Origin of the sequence: Streptomyces sp. SID1328 (assembly GCF_009865595.1) — a bacterium.
Taxonomy (GTDB): Bacteria; Actinomycetota; Actinomycetes; order Streptomycetales; family Streptomycetaceae; genus Streptomyces; species Streptomyces griseoluteus.
Genome location: NZ_WWKH01001070.1, coordinates 1 through 16,887, shown reverse-complemented (window position 1 = coordinate 16,887; position 16,887 = coordinate 1). Strand labels below are relative to the sequence as shown.

General features: G+C 73.2%; 16 protein-coding genes. 5 read left to right on the top strand and 11 right to left on the bottom strand.

The window, feature by feature from the left end:
* The 5 genes from GT030_RS34595 to GT030_RS34575 form a co-directional block, all read right to left on the bottom strand.
* A partial coding sequence (locus GT030_RS34595; RefSeq protein ID WP_237523019.1) for a hypothetical protein occupies positions 1 to 181 on the bottom strand: 181 nt, incomplete at its 3' end.
* A gap of 41 nt (positions 182 to 222) precedes the next feature.
* Positions 223 to 1,551: a glutamine synthetase family protein gene (locus GT030_RS34590; protein WP_161204448.1), complete on the bottom strand. Its 1,329-nt coding sequence runs from the start codon at positions 1,549 to 1,551 to the stop codon at positions 223 to 225.
* Entirely contained in the window at positions 1,551 to 2,954 is a 1,404-nt protein-coding gene (locus GT030_RS37255) for a SidA/IucD/PvdA family monooxygenase (protein WP_161204447.1), read from the bottom strand. The genes GT030_RS34590 and GT030_RS37255 overlap by 1 nt, the downstream gene beginning before the upstream one ends.
* Before the next feature lie 8 nt (positions 2,955 to 2,962).
* Complete coding sequence (locus tag GT030_RS34580) at positions 2,963 to 4,198, bottom strand: FAD-binding oxidoreductase (protein WP_161204446.1); 1,236 nt, start codon at positions 4,196 to 4,198, stop codon at positions 2,963 to 2,965.
* Between the two features lie 35 nt (positions 4,199 to 4,233).
* Positions 4,234 to 5,529 (bottom strand): ATP-grasp domain-containing protein, encoded by a 1,296-nt coding sequence (locus tag GT030_RS34575; RefSeq protein ID WP_161204445.1) that lies wholly within the window; start codon positions 5,527 to 5,529, stop codon positions 4,234 to 4,236.
* Between the two features lie 343 nt (positions 5,530 to 5,872).
* On the opposite strand from GT030_RS34575, the gene GT030_RS34570 reads away from it, so the two are divergent.
* The 5 genes from GT030_RS34570 (at position 5,873) to GT030_RS34550 (ending at position 11,060) form a co-directional block, all read left to right on the top strand.
* The gene (locus GT030_RS34570) at positions 5,873 to 6,901 is read left to right on the top strand and encodes a LuxR C-terminal-related transcriptional regulator (RefSeq protein ID WP_161204444.1); all 1,029 of its coding nucleotides are present in this window, start codon (positions 5,873 to 5,875) and stop codon (positions 6,899 to 6,901) included.
* A gap of 568 nt (positions 6,902 to 7,469) precedes the next feature.
* Positions 7,470 to 9,197, top strand: a complete 1,728-nt coding sequence (locus GT030_RS34565; RefSeq protein WP_346009810.1) for an amino acid adenylation domain-containing protein — start codon at positions 7,470 to 7,472, stop codon at positions 9,195 to 9,197.
* Positions 9,198 to 9,297: 100 nt separating this feature from the next.
* Positions 9,298 to 9,936 carry a hypothetical protein gene (locus GT030_RS34560; protein WP_161204442.1) on the top strand — a complete coding sequence of 213 codons (639 nt, stop codon included), beginning with the start codon at positions 9,298 to 9,300 and terminating at the stop codon, positions 9,934 to 9,936.
* A gap of 51 nt (positions 9,937 to 9,987) precedes the next feature.
* Positions 9,988 to 10,188, top strand: a complete 201-nt coding sequence (locus tag GT030_RS34555; protein ID WP_161204441.1) for a hypothetical protein — start codon at positions 9,988 to 9,990, stop codon at positions 10,186 to 10,188.
* Positions 10,173 to 11,060 carry an LLM class flavin-dependent oxidoreductase gene (locus tag GT030_RS34550; RefSeq protein ID WP_161204440.1) on the top strand — a complete coding sequence of 296 codons (888 nt, stop codon included), beginning with the start codon at positions 10,173 to 10,175 and terminating at the stop codon, positions 11,058 to 11,060. The genes GT030_RS34555 and GT030_RS34550 overlap by 16 nt, the downstream gene beginning before the upstream one ends.
* Here GT030_RS34550 and GT030_RS34545 read toward each other — a convergent pair.
* From GT030_RS34545 to GT030_RS34520, 6 genes are all read right to left on the bottom strand, one after another.
* Entirely contained in the window at positions 11,009 to 12,310 is a 1,302-nt protein-coding gene (locus GT030_RS34545; protein WP_161204439.1) for a condensation domain-containing protein, read from the bottom strand. The genes GT030_RS34550 and GT030_RS34545 overlap by 52 nt on opposite strands.
* Entirely contained in the window at positions 12,307 to 13,167 is an 861-nt protein-coding gene (locus tag GT030_RS34540) for a metal-dependent hydrolase (RefSeq protein WP_161204438.1), read from the bottom strand. Before GT030_RS34540 ends, GT030_RS34545 begins: the two co-directional genes overlap by 4 nt.
* A gap of 7 nt (positions 13,168 to 13,174) precedes the next feature.
* Positions 13,175 to 14,536, bottom strand: a complete 1,362-nt coding sequence (gene lysA / locus GT030_RS34535) for a diaminopimelate decarboxylase (protein WP_161204437.1) — start codon at positions 14,534 to 14,536, stop codon at positions 13,175 to 13,177.
* Entirely contained in the window at positions 14,533 to 15,525 is a 993-nt protein-coding gene (gene sbnB, locus GT030_RS34530) for a 2,3-diaminopropionate biosynthesis protein SbnB (protein WP_135789892.1), read from the bottom strand. The genes lysA and sbnB overlap by 4 nt, the downstream gene beginning before the upstream one ends.
* Positions 15,522 to 16,547, bottom strand: coding sequence for a 2,3-diaminopropionate biosynthesis protein SbnA (sbnA, locus tag GT030_RS34525; RefSeq protein WP_161204436.1), 1,026 nt, complete (start codon positions 16,545 to 16,547; stop codon positions 15,522 to 15,524). The genes sbnB and sbnA overlap by 4 nt, the downstream gene beginning before the upstream one ends.
* Positions 16,525 to 16,887, bottom strand: a 363-nt coding sequence (locus GT030_RS34520; RefSeq protein ID WP_161204435.1) for a hypothetical protein, incomplete at its 5' end; no start/stop codon positions are given. The genes GT030_RS34520 and sbnA, both read right to left, overlap by 23 nt.

The following is a 16,887-nucleotide window of genomic DNA, read 5'->3' as shown; positions in this document are numbered from 1 at the left end:
CGCCGGCGCGGGCGAAGCGGGCGGCCGCGTCGCGGGCGGAGCACAATCCGGTGGTGCAGCCGCCCAGTTCGGGCACGCGCTCCCCGATGCCGGGCTCGGTGATGAAGAACAGGACGGTCCACTCGTGGTCGGGCGACGGCACGGTGAGGGGGCCTTCGGACGTGGCGACGGTGTAGTACAAGGGGTTCCTCCGGGGTGGTGCGCGGGTGCGACGGGGGATGCTCACACGGAATCCGCGTACCGTTCCACCTCCCACGGGGTGACGATCCGGTGCCAGGCGTTGAAGTCGGCGCGGCAGTGCCGGTCGTGGGCCGTGGCGGCGAGGTCCCCGAGGGCACCGCGGACGACCGTGTCCTCGGCGAGGGCGCGTAGCGCGGTGGGCAGGTCGGTGGGGAGGGGGGCGATGCCGCGGGCCGCCAGTTCGGCGGCGCCGAGGGTGTCGGCCGGCTCCTCGCAGGCGTCGGGCAGCTTCAGCCCGCGCTCCGCGCCGTCCGCGAAGGCGGCGAGGACACCGGCGAACAGCAGATGCGGGTTGGCGGCCGGGTCGGGGCTGCGCAGCTCCATCCGGGTGGAGTCGGGAACGGCGGGGTCACCGACGACCTTGAAGGCGGTGGAACGGTTGTGCCGGGCCCAGCTGACGTGCACCGGGGTGCCGGAGGCGGGGACCATCCGCTTGTAGGAGTTGACGGTGGGGTTGCCGAGGGCGGTGAGCGCGGGCGCGTGGTCCAGGACCCCGGCGAGGCAGGCGCGGAAGAGCGCGGACATGCCCTGCGGGTCCTCGGCGTCGTGGAAGACGGGCCGGTCGTCGTCGGTGCCGCGCAGCGAGACGTGGAGGTGCAGGGCGTTGCCGTAGAGGTGGGCGAGCGGCTTGGGCATGAAGACGGCCCTCAGGCCCCGCCGGCGGGCCATGGCGCGGGCGGTGTGCTTGAGCAGGAGCAGCCGGTCGGCGGTGGTGAGGGCGTCTCCGTGCAGGAAGACGATCTCGCGCTGGCCGGGGCACACCTCGTGGTGGTGGCCGGTGACGGTCAGGCCCATGCGGTCCAGCGCCTCGCTGATGTCCCGGCAGACCTCGTCGGCCTCCTCGGTCTCGCCGAGGTCCCAGTAGGCGTTCCTGTCGGAGGGGTCGAGGCGGCCGGGGGCGGACTCGCGCAGCAGGTAGAACTCGGCCTCGACGCCGAACACCGGCCTGAGTCCCCGGCGTTCGGACTCCTCGACGGCGCGGCGCAGCACGGCCCTGGGGTCCGCGGCGAAGGGGCGGCCCTGAGCGTCGCGCACGTCGCACAGGACCATGCCGACGGTACGGCCGGCCGGAGTCGGCCAGGGCCGGACGACGAAGGTCTCCGGGTCGGGCACGAGGCGCAGGTCGCTGTGGTCGGGGTCGCCGAAGCCCAGCAGTACGGAACCGTCCAGGGTCCAGCCGTCGGCGCGTACCGCGTCCCAGCGGGCGGCGGGGATCTCGAGTGACTTCAGCCGGCCGGCGATGTCGGTGAAGAGCAACTGGACGAAGTCGGTGTCGGCGGGCTGGTGCCCGGCCGGGACGGCGGTGGCCATCACGCGTCTCCTCGGTAGTACGGGGCCGGCGCGCCCGTCCGGCCGGTCACGGCGCACGCCACCGCGAGGTCCGCCGGGGACCTCGGCGGGACGTGGGCGCGCAGGACCCGGTCGGCGAGCAGGCCGAGGGAGCTGAGGTTGGGGAAGCCGGGGCCCTGGGCAAGGGCCGCCAGGTTGGGCAGGTGGAGCGGGGCGGGCAGGCCCGGTACGGCGAGGGAGCGGTCGATCGCGCCTTCCACAGCCGCGCGGGTGAGGGTGCCGCCGACGGCCGCGGTGAGGGCGGTGCGGACGCGCGGGCCGAGCAGGCCGGTGAACCACATGGGGTCACCGCCGGTGGCGTCGACCACGAGGTCGGCCTCGATCTCGCCAGACCGTCCCCCGTACGCGTAGGAGAGGGCGACCGGGCTGCCAGGACGGGTGCCGGTGGCGCGGCCGGGGCACCAGGTCACCCGTGCGGTGCGGGCCAGGTCGTGCTGGACGTCGAGGGAGAAGACGGCGCGGTCGGTACGCCGGATGAACTCCCTGCGGTCGCTCTCGGTGAGAGCGGTCCAGCCGGTGGGGTCGCTGTAGTAACGGTTCTCGAAGGGGCTCTCGCCACGGCTGTAGAGGGCGGCGCGCGGGGTGACGACGGTGACCTCCCGCTCCTGGGCGACTGCGAGTTCACGGACCACGGTGCCCGCGGTCTCGCCGGAGCCGACGACCACCACGTGCCGTATCCGGCGGGGCAGTCCGGCGACGGCGAGCCGCCAGAAGCCGGCGGTGTCCAGCACCCGGTCGTCGTCGGCGGTGAGCGCGGTGCCGGACGGTCCCGGCCCGGAGACCAGCAGACCCCGGCCGCGTACGGTGCCGCGGCCGCCGGGGGCCGTGTACCGGAGGGTCCAGCCGTCGTCGTCGGCCTCGGCGCCGTGCACCTCGCCGGTGACGACGCGCAGTCCGGCCTCGCGGGCGGCCCAGTCGAGGTAGTCGGCCCATTCCCGGTGGCTGGGCTGGGGGCGGCCCCGGTCGACCCAGCGGGCGTAGCCGCCGCGGCTCATCAGGTGTCCGGCCCAGCCGTAGCCGGTGGTGAGGCGGACGATCTCGGCGACGAGCGGGTCATGGGGGTCGCCCCAGGTGGTGGCGTCGTAGGGGAAGCCGAGGTCTTTCTCGGGGAGAGTGCCCAGGCTCTGGCGGCCGTTGGTCCAGCCGTGGCCCTCGCGCCAGTGGGCGGCGGTGCGGTCGCGTTCGACGGCGACCACCTCGGGCGCGTCCAGCCCGGCTTCCCGGAGCACCTTGGCCTTGACGGCGAGGGCGACGGCCTTAGGGCCCGCGCCGATCACCAGCAAAGGCGCGTCGGGTTCCGAACCGCCGTGCGGGCGGGCCGGGTCGGTGCTCCGGGTGAGCGGCGGCGGTACGAGGTCTCTCATCGGCGCCCTCACAGGAACCGGGCCGGGTCGAAGGCGGCGGGCAGGCCCGCTCCGGCGCCGCCGCCGATGCGTTCGGCGAGCTGGTGAGCGACGACCTGGGAGTAGGGCATGCCATGGCCGCTGAAGGCGGCCATGACCCACAGTCCGGGCCGGCCGGGCATGGCGCCCACGAGGGGGCAGCGGTCCGGGGTGAAGGCCATGACACCGCTCCAGGCGCGCACCACGGGCACGCCCGCGGTCTCGGGCAGCAGGGCGGGCAGCGCGGTGGCGAGCCGGTCGGCCAGCTCCGGGGAGAAGGCCGGTGTGTTGGCGTCGGCGGGCAGCTCGATGTTCTCGTCGCGGTCCGGCACGGTGGTGCGCAGTCCGCCCAGGAGCAGGGAGCCGTCCTGGTTCTGGCCGCCGTAGACCAGGCCCCGGTCCAGTCCCCACTGCGGGATGCGGAAGGGAACGGGCGCGGTCTGCACCAGCTGGCCGCGCACCGGGGTGATCCGGGCGTCGAGTTCGGGCAGCAGCCGGCCGGTCCAGGCGTTGAGGGCGACGACCACCTGGTCGGCCAGGACCTCGCCGGCGTCAGTGCCGACGCGCCACGCGCCCTCTTCCGTCCTCTCCAGGGAGGTCGCGGTGACGCCGAGGCTGAACGTGGCGCCGTGCCGGCGGGCGGCGTCGGCGATGCCCCGCACGTATCCGACGGAGTGCACGGCGTCCTGGTCGGGTCGGTGCAGTCCGCCGAGGACGGTGTCGGGCAGGTCGGTGCCGAACACCCGGCGGGCGCCCGGCAAGTCGAGCCACTCGGCCGCGATGCCGTCGGCGCTCAGCGCGTCGGCGGTCCGCTTGAGTTCGAGCGCCTCGTCCTCGCTGTCGGTGAGGTCGAGCTTGGCAGTGGTGGTGCGGTGCGCCTCGATGCCCTCGCGGGCGGTGACCTCGCGCACCAGGTCGCGGTTGACGAGGGTGGCCCGGTAGACGGCGAGGGCCTGCCCGTGGCCGAACCGCTCGATGGCAGGGGCGTGCTGGGCGTTGCCGCCCTGGATGACGCGTCCGGCGTTGCGGCCGGAGGAGCCCTCGGCGGGGCTGTCGTTGCGGTCGAGGACGAGGGGCGCGTGGCCCGCGCGGGCCAGCCAGTAGGCGAGCGTCGAGCCCATGACACCGGCGCCCAGCACGAGAACACCGGCGCGGCCCGGCAGGGGCGTGCTGCCACCCGTCCAGCGCGGTCCGCTCACCAGCCAGCAGGAGTCGGGGGATCGCATGGCATTCCTTCGGTACGAGGGAGTGGTCACCGCACTCAGGTCCAGCACTCGGAGCTGGGCAGTCGCCGCGCGGGCGGCTCGCCGGGGGCGGGCGGGGACGTGACGATGCCGACCAGGGCGGCGGCGCGCTCGGCGCGGGCCACGGCGGTCTCGGTGTCCGGGCCCACCGCGAGGACGTATCCCAGGCGGTGCAGATTGGTGGTGACGGGTTCGACCACGTCGCCGGGGCGGGTGAGCAGCACCAGCCGCTCGTGCGCCGGGTCCAGCAGGGCCGCGGCCTCGGGCACGCCGTCGACGCGGCGTACGACCCCGGCCGGGGCGGTGAGGAAGCGGATCGCGGCGCCGCCCGCGGGACGGGCGGCGGCGAGCGCGTCGAGGTCGACCGGTTCGCCGAGGGCGAGGTCGGCGGCGAGCCCGTACACGTCGGTGCCGGTGGTGAGATGAACGAGGTCGAGGATGCAGTCGCCCGCCGGACGGGGATTGACCTCGACGATGCCGGGACCGTCGGCGGTGAGGATCATCTCGGTGTGCGCGATGCCGTGGTCGAAGCCGACGGCTTTGAGCGCGGCGGCGGCCACCTCGTCGATCCGCTCCGCGAGCGGGCCGGACAGCCGGGCGGGCACGGCCTGCCCCAGTTCCACGAACGACTCGTCGCGGGTGGCGAGTTTCTCGGTGCGGGCGAGGACGACGGTGCGGCCGTCGACGCTCAGCGTCTCCACGCTGATCTCGTCGCCGAGGAGTTCCTCCTCGGCGAGCAGGCTGCCGTTCTTGCTGAAGGCGGCCGCGTGCTCCCAGGCGTCGTCGGTCTCCTCAGGTCCGGCCACACGAATCACGCCCCGGCCGGCCGAGGAGTCGGCGGGCTTGAGTATGAGGGGGTGGCGCAGCCCGGCCAGAGCCCGTGTGCGCTCCCCGGTCCCGGTCAGCGAAGCGTCCAGTACCCGGAACGCGGGTCCGGGGACGGCGCATTCGGCGAGGCGGGCGCGGGCCCACGTCTTGTCCGTCAGGTTGCGCAGAGTCTCGGGCGGGCAGCCGGGCAGGCCGAACTCTTCGGCCAGGCGGGCCACCACGGGCAGGGTGGAGTCGAGGAAACCGATGACGCCCTTGCGGCCGGGTGCGGCGGCCAGCTGGGCGCGGCAGGCTTCGTAGATCTCGTCGGCGGGCCGCTCCGGTGAGAGCGGGACCTGGCGGTCGGCCAGGCGCAGATAGGCGGCGGTGGCGCTCTCGGCGAGCGCCAGATCTAGGTCCGGTCGGGCGGTCCAGGAACGCAGGGCCTGCTCGCGCAGGCACCCGACGCGGACGAGCAGCAGAAGGGCGCGGGTGTCCAGTGCCATGTCTTTCCTAGGTGAAGGGGGTCGGGCTGTGGCGGCGGTACGTGCCGCCGCTCACCCCCATCCGGTGTCGGCGGCCGTGACTGCCTGGCCGGCGCCGGTCCGGCGTCCACCGTTTGCTGTTCCGGACGGCCGCGCCGGTCGCACCGATGCGGGTGCGGGCGCGGTCGATTGCATGAAAAGGGTGATCACACACCCCATGGGCGTACTCATGTGCCCGTTCTCTCCCCGTTGTCGGAATCTCGTTGTCCGAAATCCGGATTCGATCCTTGCCATCGCGGGGGTGTGGTCGCCACGTCAACCACGGATCATGGATAGGCACTGCCGGATGCGGAAGGCTGAATGAATGACCACCAAACATGAGGTAAACGACGAAAGCGGACTGGACGGCGTCACGCACGCGATGCGTCTGCTGTACGCCGTGGCGCTCCGGCAAGGTGCCTGTACCCGCGAGGAGTTGCTCGGCGACCTCGACCTGCCCGTACCCCTCGCCGAGCGCGCCGTCCGACGGCTGGAGGAACTGGGGCTGCTGGTGCCCGAGCCCGGCCGCCCCGGTGTGTACACCCGCCGCCTGCTGGAGGCGGCCGAGGCCCGCGCGGTGCCGCCGCTGCGGCGGGCGGTGCGGGACGCCCAGACGCAGATCGACGCCGTGCGCGGGGAGTTCGCGGCCCTGCGCGAGGTGCGGGACGCCGAGCGCCGGGCCGGCGACCGCTACGGGGAACTGCTCACCGTGGACGCGCGGGACATCGACGCGATATTGGAGGAGCAGGCGCTCGAGTGCCGGACGGAGGTTCTGACGGCCCAGCCGGGCGGCCCGCGCCCGGTCGGCGTGCTGGACCAGGCGCAGCACCGGGACATGGCGATGCTGGAGCGGGGGGTGCGGATGCGCACGGTCTACCAGCACAGCGCCCGCTTCAACCCGGCCACCGAGGCGTACGTGGAGCGGCTGACGGAGGCGGGCGCCGAGGTGCGCACGCTGCACACCCTCTTCCCCCGGCTCATCGTGTTCGACCGGCGCACGGCGTTCACGCCCGCGCACGATGGTCCGGGCGCGCTGCGGATCAGTCATCAGGGCGTGGTGTCGTTCCTGGTCGGGGCGTTCGAGACGGCCTGGCGGGCGGCCGCGCCGTTCGCCTCGGCCTACGCCAGCCGCCGGGAGGGGTTCGTCATCTCCGACATGCAACGGGCGATTGCCCGGCTGCTGCTGGAGGAGCCCAAGGACGCGGCCGTCGCCCGGCACCTGGGCATCAGCGAGCGCTCGTGCCGCCAGCACATCGCCAAGCTCATGACTCAGCTCGGGGCGCACAACCGCACCCACCTGGGCTTCCTGCTCGCGTCGGCGCTCCGGAGGGACGGAGCGGACGCCTCCGTGTAACCGGTTCAACCGATCGGGTCACAGCCCGAGTTGGCGCCTGTGAGCTACTGTGGCCCACGGCGGACCTCGAAGCGGGCCAAGCCCTCCCCCCACCCACGCCTCCCGCCCGGCACCCCCGGCCCCGGGTCCGCCACCGGGTGAGAGCCCCGCCCGCACCGGCCGGCCGCGGCTCGGCCGACGCGGAAACCGCGAATACCGTTGCCTAATCCCTGCAAATGTGTCCCCCCCAACAGACCGGGCAAGGGCTCTTGCCCCGCCATATTCACCCGTCCTAGGGTGGGAAACAAATCCTCGGACTCTCTCCTCGGACTCCGCCATGGGCCGGGGAATTCACGTCACCGGCAAGGAGGGGCGGGCACGATGTGGGACACATCTCCTGACCACCGCTTTTCCGCCGGATAGTCAGCACGGGGGCGGCTTCCCGTCCCGACCTTCGGCCATCCTCTTCACAGAGATTAAAACGGGGGCAATATTGGACGGCAACGCGCCGCTTCCGGAGGAAGAACACCAAGGAGGCGGAACCCTTGTCGAGGCGTTACTCCATTCATTCCGCACCGGAGCCGACAGCGTGGCGGTGGAGTGCGGGGACGACCGGCTGACCTACGCCGGGCTCGACCGGTGGTCCGACGGCGTCCGCGCCGCGCTGGTCGCACGGGGCGTCCGGCCCGGCGACCGGGTGGCCGTACGACTGCCACCCGGACCCGGCGCGATCGCGGCGATCGCGGGCATCGTGCGGGCGGGCGCGGCCTACGTCCCGCTGGACGTGCGCAATCCCGACGCGCGCAACGCGTTCATCCTCTCGGACTGTGCGGCCACCGCGCTGATCGGCACCGGCGCGGCCGGACTGCCGCAACTCACCGACCGGGACCTGGAACTGCTGCGGACCCCTTCCGGCGAGCCGGCCGCGCCGGCCGGAACGGCCCCCGCGCCCGGCGACACCGCCTACGTCATCTACACCTCCGGCACCACCGGCCGCCCCAAGGGCGTGCCCGTGACGCACGCGGCGGTGACCGCCCTGCTGGCCGCCACCTCGGGTCTGTTCGGCTTCACACCCGAGGACCGCTGGCTGCTCTTCCACTCCCTCGCCTTCGACTTCGCCGTCTGGGAGATGTGGGGCGCGCTGACCACCGGCGCCCGCCTGGTCGTGCTCCCGCAGGACATGGCCCGGTCCGCCGACAGCACCCTGGCCGTGATCGCCGACCGTGGGGTGACGGTGCTCAACCAGACCCCGACGGCATTCGCCGCGCTGTGTGCCACGGCGCTCGCCACCGACGCCGAACTGCCCGACCTGCGCCACGTGGTGTTCGGCGGCGAGAAGCTGACGCCCGCGCTGCTGCGGCCCTGGGCGGCCCGGTACGGCCTGGACCGGCCCCGACTGGTCAACATGTACGGGATCACCGAGGTCACCGTGCACGCCACGTACCACGAGGTCACGCCCGAGGACCTGACCGCGGACGACTCCCGGATCGGCCGGCCGCTGCCCGGCTTCCGCACGCGGGTGGTGGACGAGGACGGCGGGGACGCGGAGCGGGGTGAACTGTGGCTCGCCGGGCCGCAGGTGACCGGCGGCTACCTGGGCCGGCCGGAGCTGAACGCGGAGCGGTTCGTCACCGTCTCCGGCGGGGAGCGAGCCGGCCGCTACTACCGCTCCGGGGACCTGGTGAGCACCCTGCCCGACGGAGGCCTGCGCTACCACGGCCGGGCCGACCTCCAGGTGAAGCTGCGCGGCCATCGCATCGAGCTGAGCGAGATCGAGGCCGTGGTGCGCGACCACCCACAGGTCAGCGACGCGGTGGTGTGGGTGCACACCTTCCGGCCCGGAGACGAGCGGCTGGTGTGCGCCTACACCGCCAACGACGGTGAGCCGGTGGCGCCGGGGCAGCTGCAGGAGCACGCCGGACGCGATCTGCCGCCGTACATGCGGCCCGCGCGCTACCTGTGTCTGCCGGAGCTGCCGCGCACGGTCAACGGCAAAGTGGACCGGGCGGCCGTGGCGCTGACCGACCCCGCGCCGCGCCGGAAGGCGGCCACCGTGACGGATGCCGCGAGCGGGACCGAGACTTATCTGGCCCGGTTGTGGGAGGAACTCCTCGGCACGGGGGAAATCACGCGAGATGCGGATTTCTTCCAGCTCGGCGGGCATTCCCTCATGGCGTTCCGGATGCAGATGCGGATATCGCGCGATCTGGGGGTCCGGGTGCCGCAAAAGGAGTTGCTGGCGAATCCCCGGCTGGCGGATGTCGTCCGGTTGATCGACGCGTACCGCGCCGAATCTCCCGCACTCCCCCGTACCTAACACGGAAGGCCTCTCTTCAGGGCGCCGTCCTTTTCTCCCGATTCCCGTTGGCGTGTGCGCGCGCGAGCGGACACCCGAGAACATCAGGGACTGATGTGTCATGCCTCCGATCCACACCTGTGTGGGCTGCCGCCGTTTGATCCGGCCGGACGTGACGGCCGGAAACCGCCCACACGGAACGCTGTGCGCGTCCTGCTTCGACGCGCTCCTCACCACCCTGTCCCGACTCCCCCGCCTGTACGCGGAGGCGGAGCAGGCGCTCGCCCCCGGCAGCGCCCGGTCCCTCGTCCGGGTCTCGGGCGGCTCCCGCGCGAGCGCGCTGCCCGTGCGCAGCCAGGCCGTGGAGGCGCGGTCCGCCCTCCTGGCGATGCTGTCCTCCTGGTCGGCGCTGGTCGCGGACGAGCGCCGGGTCGCCGCCCCGGAGCGGGAGATACGGGAGATGGTGGCGTTCCTGCGCCGCCATCTGGAGTGGCTGGCCCGGCATGCCGCGCTCGGTGAACTTCTGGCCGAAGTGGCGGAGTCGGTGGCGCTGGCCCGGCGCTGTGTCCAGCCGGGGCAGTCCCGGCAGGTGTCCGTCGGCTCGTGCCGGGAGCCGGAGTGCACCGGGAACCTCGTCGCCCACATGCGCTCCGGAGGCGCCGGACCGGCGTCCGAGATCCGGTGCGACACCGATCCCGCCCACCGCTGGGCCCCTCACGAGTGGCACGCCTTCATCCCGCGCGCCGCCTGCCCCGTCTGACCACCCGAGCCGACCCTCAGCCGGCCGTGAGAGCAGGGAAGAGCCACCGACATGGCAAGTCCACTGGGACTGAGCGTCACCGACGTCGTCGAGATCTGGCGGATCCCCGCCGGGAGCGTCTACCGCCTGGCCAGCCAGCACGGCTGGCGGCGCTACCGGGAGTCGGGCCGCACCCTCTACCACCCCATCGATGTGAGCACCACGCTGAGCGAGCGGTCCGTGAGGCGGGGTGAGCGGTGCGAGTCGGCGTAGTGCTGCTGCCGGAGTACGCATGGCCGGAGGCGCGGGCACGCTGGCGGGCGCTGGAGGAACTGGGCTTCGACCACGCCTGGACGTACGACCACCTGGCGTGGCGGAGCCTGGCGGGAGAACCCTGGCTCGGCACGGTGGCCACGCTGGCGGCGGCCGCCGCGGTGACCTCCCGGATCGGGCTCGGCACCTTCGTCACGTCGCCCAACTTCCGCCATCCGGTGCCGTGGTCGCGGGAGGTGATGGCGCTGGACGAGATCTCCGGCGGGCGTTTCCTGTGCGGGGTCGGCGCGGGCGCCACCGACGTGGACGCGACGGTGCTCGGCCGCCCCCCGCTGTCGCCGAAGGCACGGGTGGACCGGATGACGGAGTTCACCGGGCTGCTGGACCGGTTGCTCACCGAGGACCACGTCGACTTCACGGGCGAGTACTTCACGGCCGTGGACGCGCGTACGGTCTCCGGGCGGGCACGCCGGCCCCGGGTACCCCTGATCGTGGCGGCCGGCGGTCCGCGCACCCTGCGCCTGGCCCGCCGGCTCGGCGACGGCTGGGTGACCATCGGCCCCGAGGGCGCGGGGGACGAGGCGCGGTGGTGGGCCGGGGTGGAGCGCCTGGCCGATTACATGAACGAGCTGGAGCCCGGGCCCGGCTTCCAGCGCCATCTGTCGCTGGACGCCTGTCCGGGCTACTCGCTGAGCAGCGCGGCCCGGTTCACCGAGATGCGGGAGCGGGCGGCCGGGCTGGGCTTCACGGACGTGATCGTGCACCATCCGCGCCCCGAGGGCGTGTACGCGGGCCGGGTAGCCGTGCTGGAGGAGGTGGCTCAGCTCCGGGCGGGCGCGGCCGGGGGTGCGGAGGGGTCCAGACAGCCCTGACGCAGAGTGCGGAAGAACCACTGGTTGAGCCGGGCCACCGTGGTCCGCTCGAACAGGTCCTTGCGGTAGGTCCAGATCGCCTTCAGCCCCTCGGGGCGTTCCTCCAGCCACAGGGTGAGGTCGAGCCGCGCCTCCGCGTCGTCGTCCGGGGCGGGCTCGCCGGTGAGCCGTATCCCGCCGTCGTAGGTGGCGGGTTCGGTGTTCTGCACCCCGAACGCGACCTGGACCAGCGGGTTGTGGGTGAGCGAGCGGGGCGGGTTGAGTGCCTCGACCAGTCGGTCGAACGGCACGTCCTGATACTCGGCGCCGCGCAGCACCGCCTCCCGTACGCCGTCGAGGTGCGTCTCGAAGGGGGCCTCGATGTCGACGGCGAGCCGGAGCGGCACGACGTTGATGAAGCAGCCCACGCAACGCTCGGCGGCGAGGCTGGTGCGGCCGGCGAAGGCGCTGCCCACCACGATGTCGTCGCTGCCGGACCAGTGCGCGAGCACGGCGGAGAACGCGGCGAGTCCCACCATGTTCAGGGTGGTGCGGCGCTCTCGCGCGAACTCGGTCACGTCGTGGGCGAGTTCCCAGGGCAGCGTGAAGTGCAGCCCGGCGCCCGCGTGTCCGCCGTCGGGTTGCTGGGCGCCGCGCGGCCGGTCGGTGGGTACGGCGAGCAGTCCGGGGGCGCCGCGCAGCAGCCCGGCGAGGGCGTCGACCCGTTCCCTGCCCTCGGGCCCGGCGAGCCAGGCGGCCTCCGCCTCGGCGAACCCGGCCATGCCCGGCCGCCCCGAGAGATCGGCCCGTCCCCCGGCCTTGCGGGCGTCGTAGGCGAGCCCGAGGTCCCGTACGAGGATGCCGAGGGACCAGCCGTCGAACACAATGTGGTGGGCGGACAGTTCCAGTACGGTGGCGATGTTGTCCCGGCACACCATCCGGAAGCGGACGAGCGGGGCGCGTTCCAGGTCGAAGGGTTCGGCGGGAGTGCCGGGTCCCTGCACTCGCGGTACGGGGAGGCCGACGCGGTCGCGGACGAACTGGGCGGGGTCGCCGTCGTCGTCCCAGCCGAACTCGGTGCGGAAGGCGTCGTGGGCGGCGGCCACGTCGTTGAGTGCCGCTTCCAGCAGCGCCGGGTCGGCGCCGGGTTCGATCCGGATCACCGCGTCGATGAGGTAGGCATCGCTGCCCGGGTTGAACTGTTCGGTGACCCAGAGCCGCCGCTGGGCGGCCGTCAGCGGGGCCGGTCCTCCCCCGCGCGTGCCGTTCACGAGCACGCCGCCTCCATTCGCAGTTCGGTTCCGTCGCCGGAGAGCTCCAGCGTGATCTTCACCTGTCCGAGTTCGCCGGTACGGGTGACATGGGTGCCGCCGCACGGGGTGGACACCTCCCCGTCGGCGAGCCCGCACCGGAAGTGGCGCAGGGCATCGATGCCGGGCCCCTCGGTGGCCACGCCCACGGGGGCGTCCTCGGCGACCCAGCCAGACATCAGGGTGTTGACGCCGGCCTCGATGCCGGGCAGTTCGGCGGCGAGGTCCTGGGCGGAGAAGCCCTTGCGGCGCAACGACTTGCCGAGCCGGTAGTGGTCGACACTGCCGCGGGGAAGGATGCGGGAGTCGGTGATGGCCAGCTTGTCGAAGTCGGGGGCGCCGAGCGCGTCCGGCTTGGCCTCCTTGGTCCAGCGGGGGGCCAGCATCCGGTTCAGCGCCAGACCGGCCAGCTCGCACAGGGTGTGCCCGGCGGACAGCGCGTGCCGCCGCCCGGCGTCCACGTCCAGGCGGACCCGCTGCCCGGTGAGCGGGCCGGGGTCCGCCGGGAGGACGTGGACGACGTACCAGTCCCAGCCCTCCTCGCTCCGCCGGACCGGGATGGCGGGGCCGACGGCGAGGGGCGCGGAGCCGTCGCGGGGTTCCGCGCCGATCAGACAGTCCTCGACCGTGTACGCCTCTCCCCCGGCGGTGAGCACGCCCTGGTCGGCCGGCTGATCGGGCCAGGTGTGGTCGACCGGGTGGAAGGGCGTACTGTCGCAGACAATGCCGAACCCGCCGTCCAGAGGCAGCACTTGGCGGACCTCGGCTTCACCGGTGAGCGCGCCGGAGGGGAAGGAGACCTGGGTGTTGCCGTGCATCGGGGTCCTATCCGAGGTCGAGGCCGAGCAGGTCGTCGTACGTCTCCCGGCGGACCCACACCGAGGCGGTGCCGCCGCCGACGGCGACCACCGGCGGGCGCGGAGTGTGATTGAAATTGTTGGACAGACTACGGCAGTAGGCGCCGGTGCAGGGCACGGCCAGCAGATCGCCGGAGTGGATGTCGGAGGCGAGGTAGTCGTCGCGCACCACCACGTCACCGGCGTCGCAGTGGACGCCGACCACGCGGGAGAGGCGGGGCTCGGCGGTGGTGAGCCGACCGGCGAGGACGGCCGAGTAGATCCCGTCGTACAGGGCCGGGCGGATGTTGTCGCTCATGCCACCGTCGACGGAGACGAAACTGCGCAGGCCCTCGACGTTCTTGACGGTGCCGACCCGGTAGACGGTGCAGGCGGAGCGGCCCACGACGGCGCGGCCCGGCTCGATGGCCAGCCGGGGCGCGGAGACGCCGAGCTCGCGGCAGCTCTCCTGCCCGAAGCGGCGCAGTGCGTCGGCGATGCCGGCCGGGGCGAGGGGCTGGTGGTGGTCGCGGTAGGCGATGGCGAAGCCGCCCCCGACGCTGACCTCGGGGAGTTCGGCGCCGCAGGAACGGATGAAGTCGGCGCGGACCTTCATCATGCGTGCGACGCCGACCTCGAAGGAGTCCATGCCGAAGATCTGCGAGCCCAGATGCATGTGCAGCCCCGCGAGTTCGATGCCGTCGGCGTCGTGCGCGTAGGCCACCGCGGCCGCGGCGTCGCCGGTGCGCAGCGAGAAGCCGAATTTCTGGTCGTCGTGGGCGGTGGCGATGTTGGCGTGGGTGTCGGCGCGCACGCCGACGTTGACGCGTACCAGCACGGTGGGGCGAACCCCGGTGTCGGCGGCGAGTTCCTTCAGCAGGGCCAGTTCGTCGAAGGAGTCGACCACGATGCGGGCGACGCCGTGGCGGAGCGCGGTCGTCAGTTCCTCGGCGGACTTGTTGTTGCCGTGCAGCACCATGCGCTCACCGGGGAATCCGGCGGCAATGGCCGTCTTCAGCTCGCCCAGCGTGCACACGTCCAGGCCGAGTCCGGCCTCGGCGCAGATCCGGGCGACGGCCTTGCAGAGGAAGGCCTTGCCCGCGTAGTACACGTCGAAGTCATGGAAGGCGGTGCGGAATTCGGCGCAGCGGGCCCGGAAGTCGTCTTCGTCGAAGAGATACATCGGGGTGCCGAACTCGGCGGCCAGATCCGTGACGCGCAGCCCGCCCACCGTGAGGACGCCGGAGGAGTCGCGCTGGGCGGTGGCCGGCCACAGGTACGGGGAGAGCGCGTTGAGGTCGGCGGGCTCAGTCAGCCAGTCGGGCTTGAGGGTGTCGTTCATGTCGGTCATTCGCCTTCCACCGGGAAGAACCCCGGGATCTCGGTGGCCGTGCCCGCCTCGACGGCCCGGTCCAGTACGTAGGAGCCCACGGCCAGGTCGAGCACGCCCATGCCGAACGGGGAGAAGACCACGGGCCTGGCGGGGTCGGGAGTGACGCGGCCGGCGAGGACGTCGACGAGGCTGCCGGTGATGAAGTCCCGGCCACCGGTGAGCTGTTCGGCCAGGTGGGGCGACGTGTCGGCCTTCAGGCAGTGGTCGACGTCGTCGCAGAGGTTGGCGGCCTCCAGGAGGGTCTCCGGCGCCAGGTCACGCAGCGAGACGTGGAGCACGGTCTGGCCCGGTTTGAAGCGGTGGCCGGCCGGGACGTAGGGGGCGAGCGCGGTGGTGGCGAAGACGACGAGGTCGGCGTCGAGGGCTGTGTCCAGGCCGGTGGCGGTGCCGCCGGGGAAGCGGGCGGCGAAGGCGGCGGCCGCCTCGGGGTCGAGGTCGTGGCAGTGCACCCGCTCGGCGCCCAGGCCGCTCGCGGTGAGGTACCGGCAGATCTCCCGCGCGATCACCCCGGTGCCGACCACACCCCAGGTCGCGGGCGGCCCCGGCACGAGGGTGCGGGCAGCGAGCGCGGCGGAGGCCGCGGTGCGGGCGGCGCTGATCGCGGCGGACTCCAGCAGGGCGACGGGGTAACCCGTCTCGTAGTCGTTGAGCACCAGGACGGCGGAGGCGCGGGGCAGTCCGCGTCCGGTGTTCCCGGGGAAGCTGGAGATCCACTTGATCCCGGCCATGTCCACGCTGCCGCCGAGGTAGGCGGGCAGCGCGATGATGCGGCTGTCGGGCTTGGCGGGGAAGCGCAGGAAGTAGCTGTCGGGGTTGATGGTGTCACCGGCGTCGTGCAGCAGGTACGCCTCGCGCACCCGCTCGACCACCTCCCCCTCACGGCCGGCCAGCGCCTCGCGCACGGCCTGGCCGCCGACCACCGTGAAGGGGCGTTTCGTCGCTGTCACTTGCTGCTCTCGCTCTCTGCCGTCACCGGCGTCCGGGCGGGCGGCGCGGGCCGCCCCCCTATGTCGTTCAGGAAGTCCGGGCCGTAGTGCGCGGCCACCCAGGTGTCGTCGTAGACGGTGTCGAGGTAGGCGTGGCCGTGGTCCGGGGAGACGGCCAGCACCCGGCTGCCCGCCGGTATCCGGTGCGCGCTGGCGCGTACGGCGGCGAGCACGGTGCCGGTGGAGCCGCCGACGAGCAGTCCGTGGGCGGCGGCGGTGCGGCGGCAGGCGACGATGGCGTCCGGTTCGGGCACCAGCATCCGCCGGTAGCGGCCGTGTTCGCCGCGCCGGAAGATCTCCGGCACCCGGCTGGAGCCGAGGCCGGGGATGAGCCGTCGGGCGGCCGGTCCGCCGAAGGTGACCGAGCCGACGGCGTCGACGCCGGTGATGACCGTGGGCGCCTCGATACGGGCGAAGTGTTCCAGACAGCCCATCAGCGTGCCGGAGGTGCCGACGCCGACGAACAGCCAGTCGGGCACCCCGAACCCCTCGGTGATCTCCACGGCCGTGCCCTCGCGGTGGGCGGCGACATTGGCCGGGTTGGCGTACTGGTTGAGCCAGACCAGGGCGGGGTCGGCGGCGAGCTTGAGGCTGATGTGGGCGATGCGGGAGCCGAGGAAGCCGTCGTTGGCGTCGCGCTGGTCGACGATGACCACGTCGGCGCCGAGCGCCCGCATCTGCTGCACGCTGCGGTAGTTGGCGTTCGGATCGGTGACCAGGGTGATCGGGTAGCCGCGGGCGGCGCAGATCGAGGCGAGCGCGATGCCGAGGTTGCCGGAGGTGGATTCGATCAGCCGGGTGCCAGGGCCGATCCGGCCGGCCTCCTCCGCGGCGGTGACCATGGCGCGAGCGGCCTTGATCTTGATGGAGCCGGCGGGGTTCTGCGCCTCCAGCTTCAGCCAGGTCTCGGCGTGCGGCAGGAACCCGGCGAGCCGCACGAAGCAGTGCGGGTCCCCGGCGTCATGGGCGCTGTCGTACAGCATGCGGGCCCTCCGGTGCTCCGCCGGCGGCGGACCGTCGCAGGACGGAAGCCAGCAGATGGGGTCGGGACTGGTTGAGGTAGTGGCCGCCGTCCTCGGTGCGGACGACGTGCGGGGTGCGGGCGAGCAGACCCCATCGGACCGCGGTGTCCTCGTGGCCGCGGGTCACCGGGTCGTCGGCGGCCAGCACCACGGTGAGCGGGTGATCGGCACCTACCGGGTCGGTGAGCAGCTCGCGCAGGAAGGCGTTGCCGAGCGCCGTGTCCCGGCGCAGCGCCCGCAGCGCGGCCGGCCCGGTGTCGGGCGCGGGCGCGCCCCGCTCGCCGGGTACCACCCATCCGGC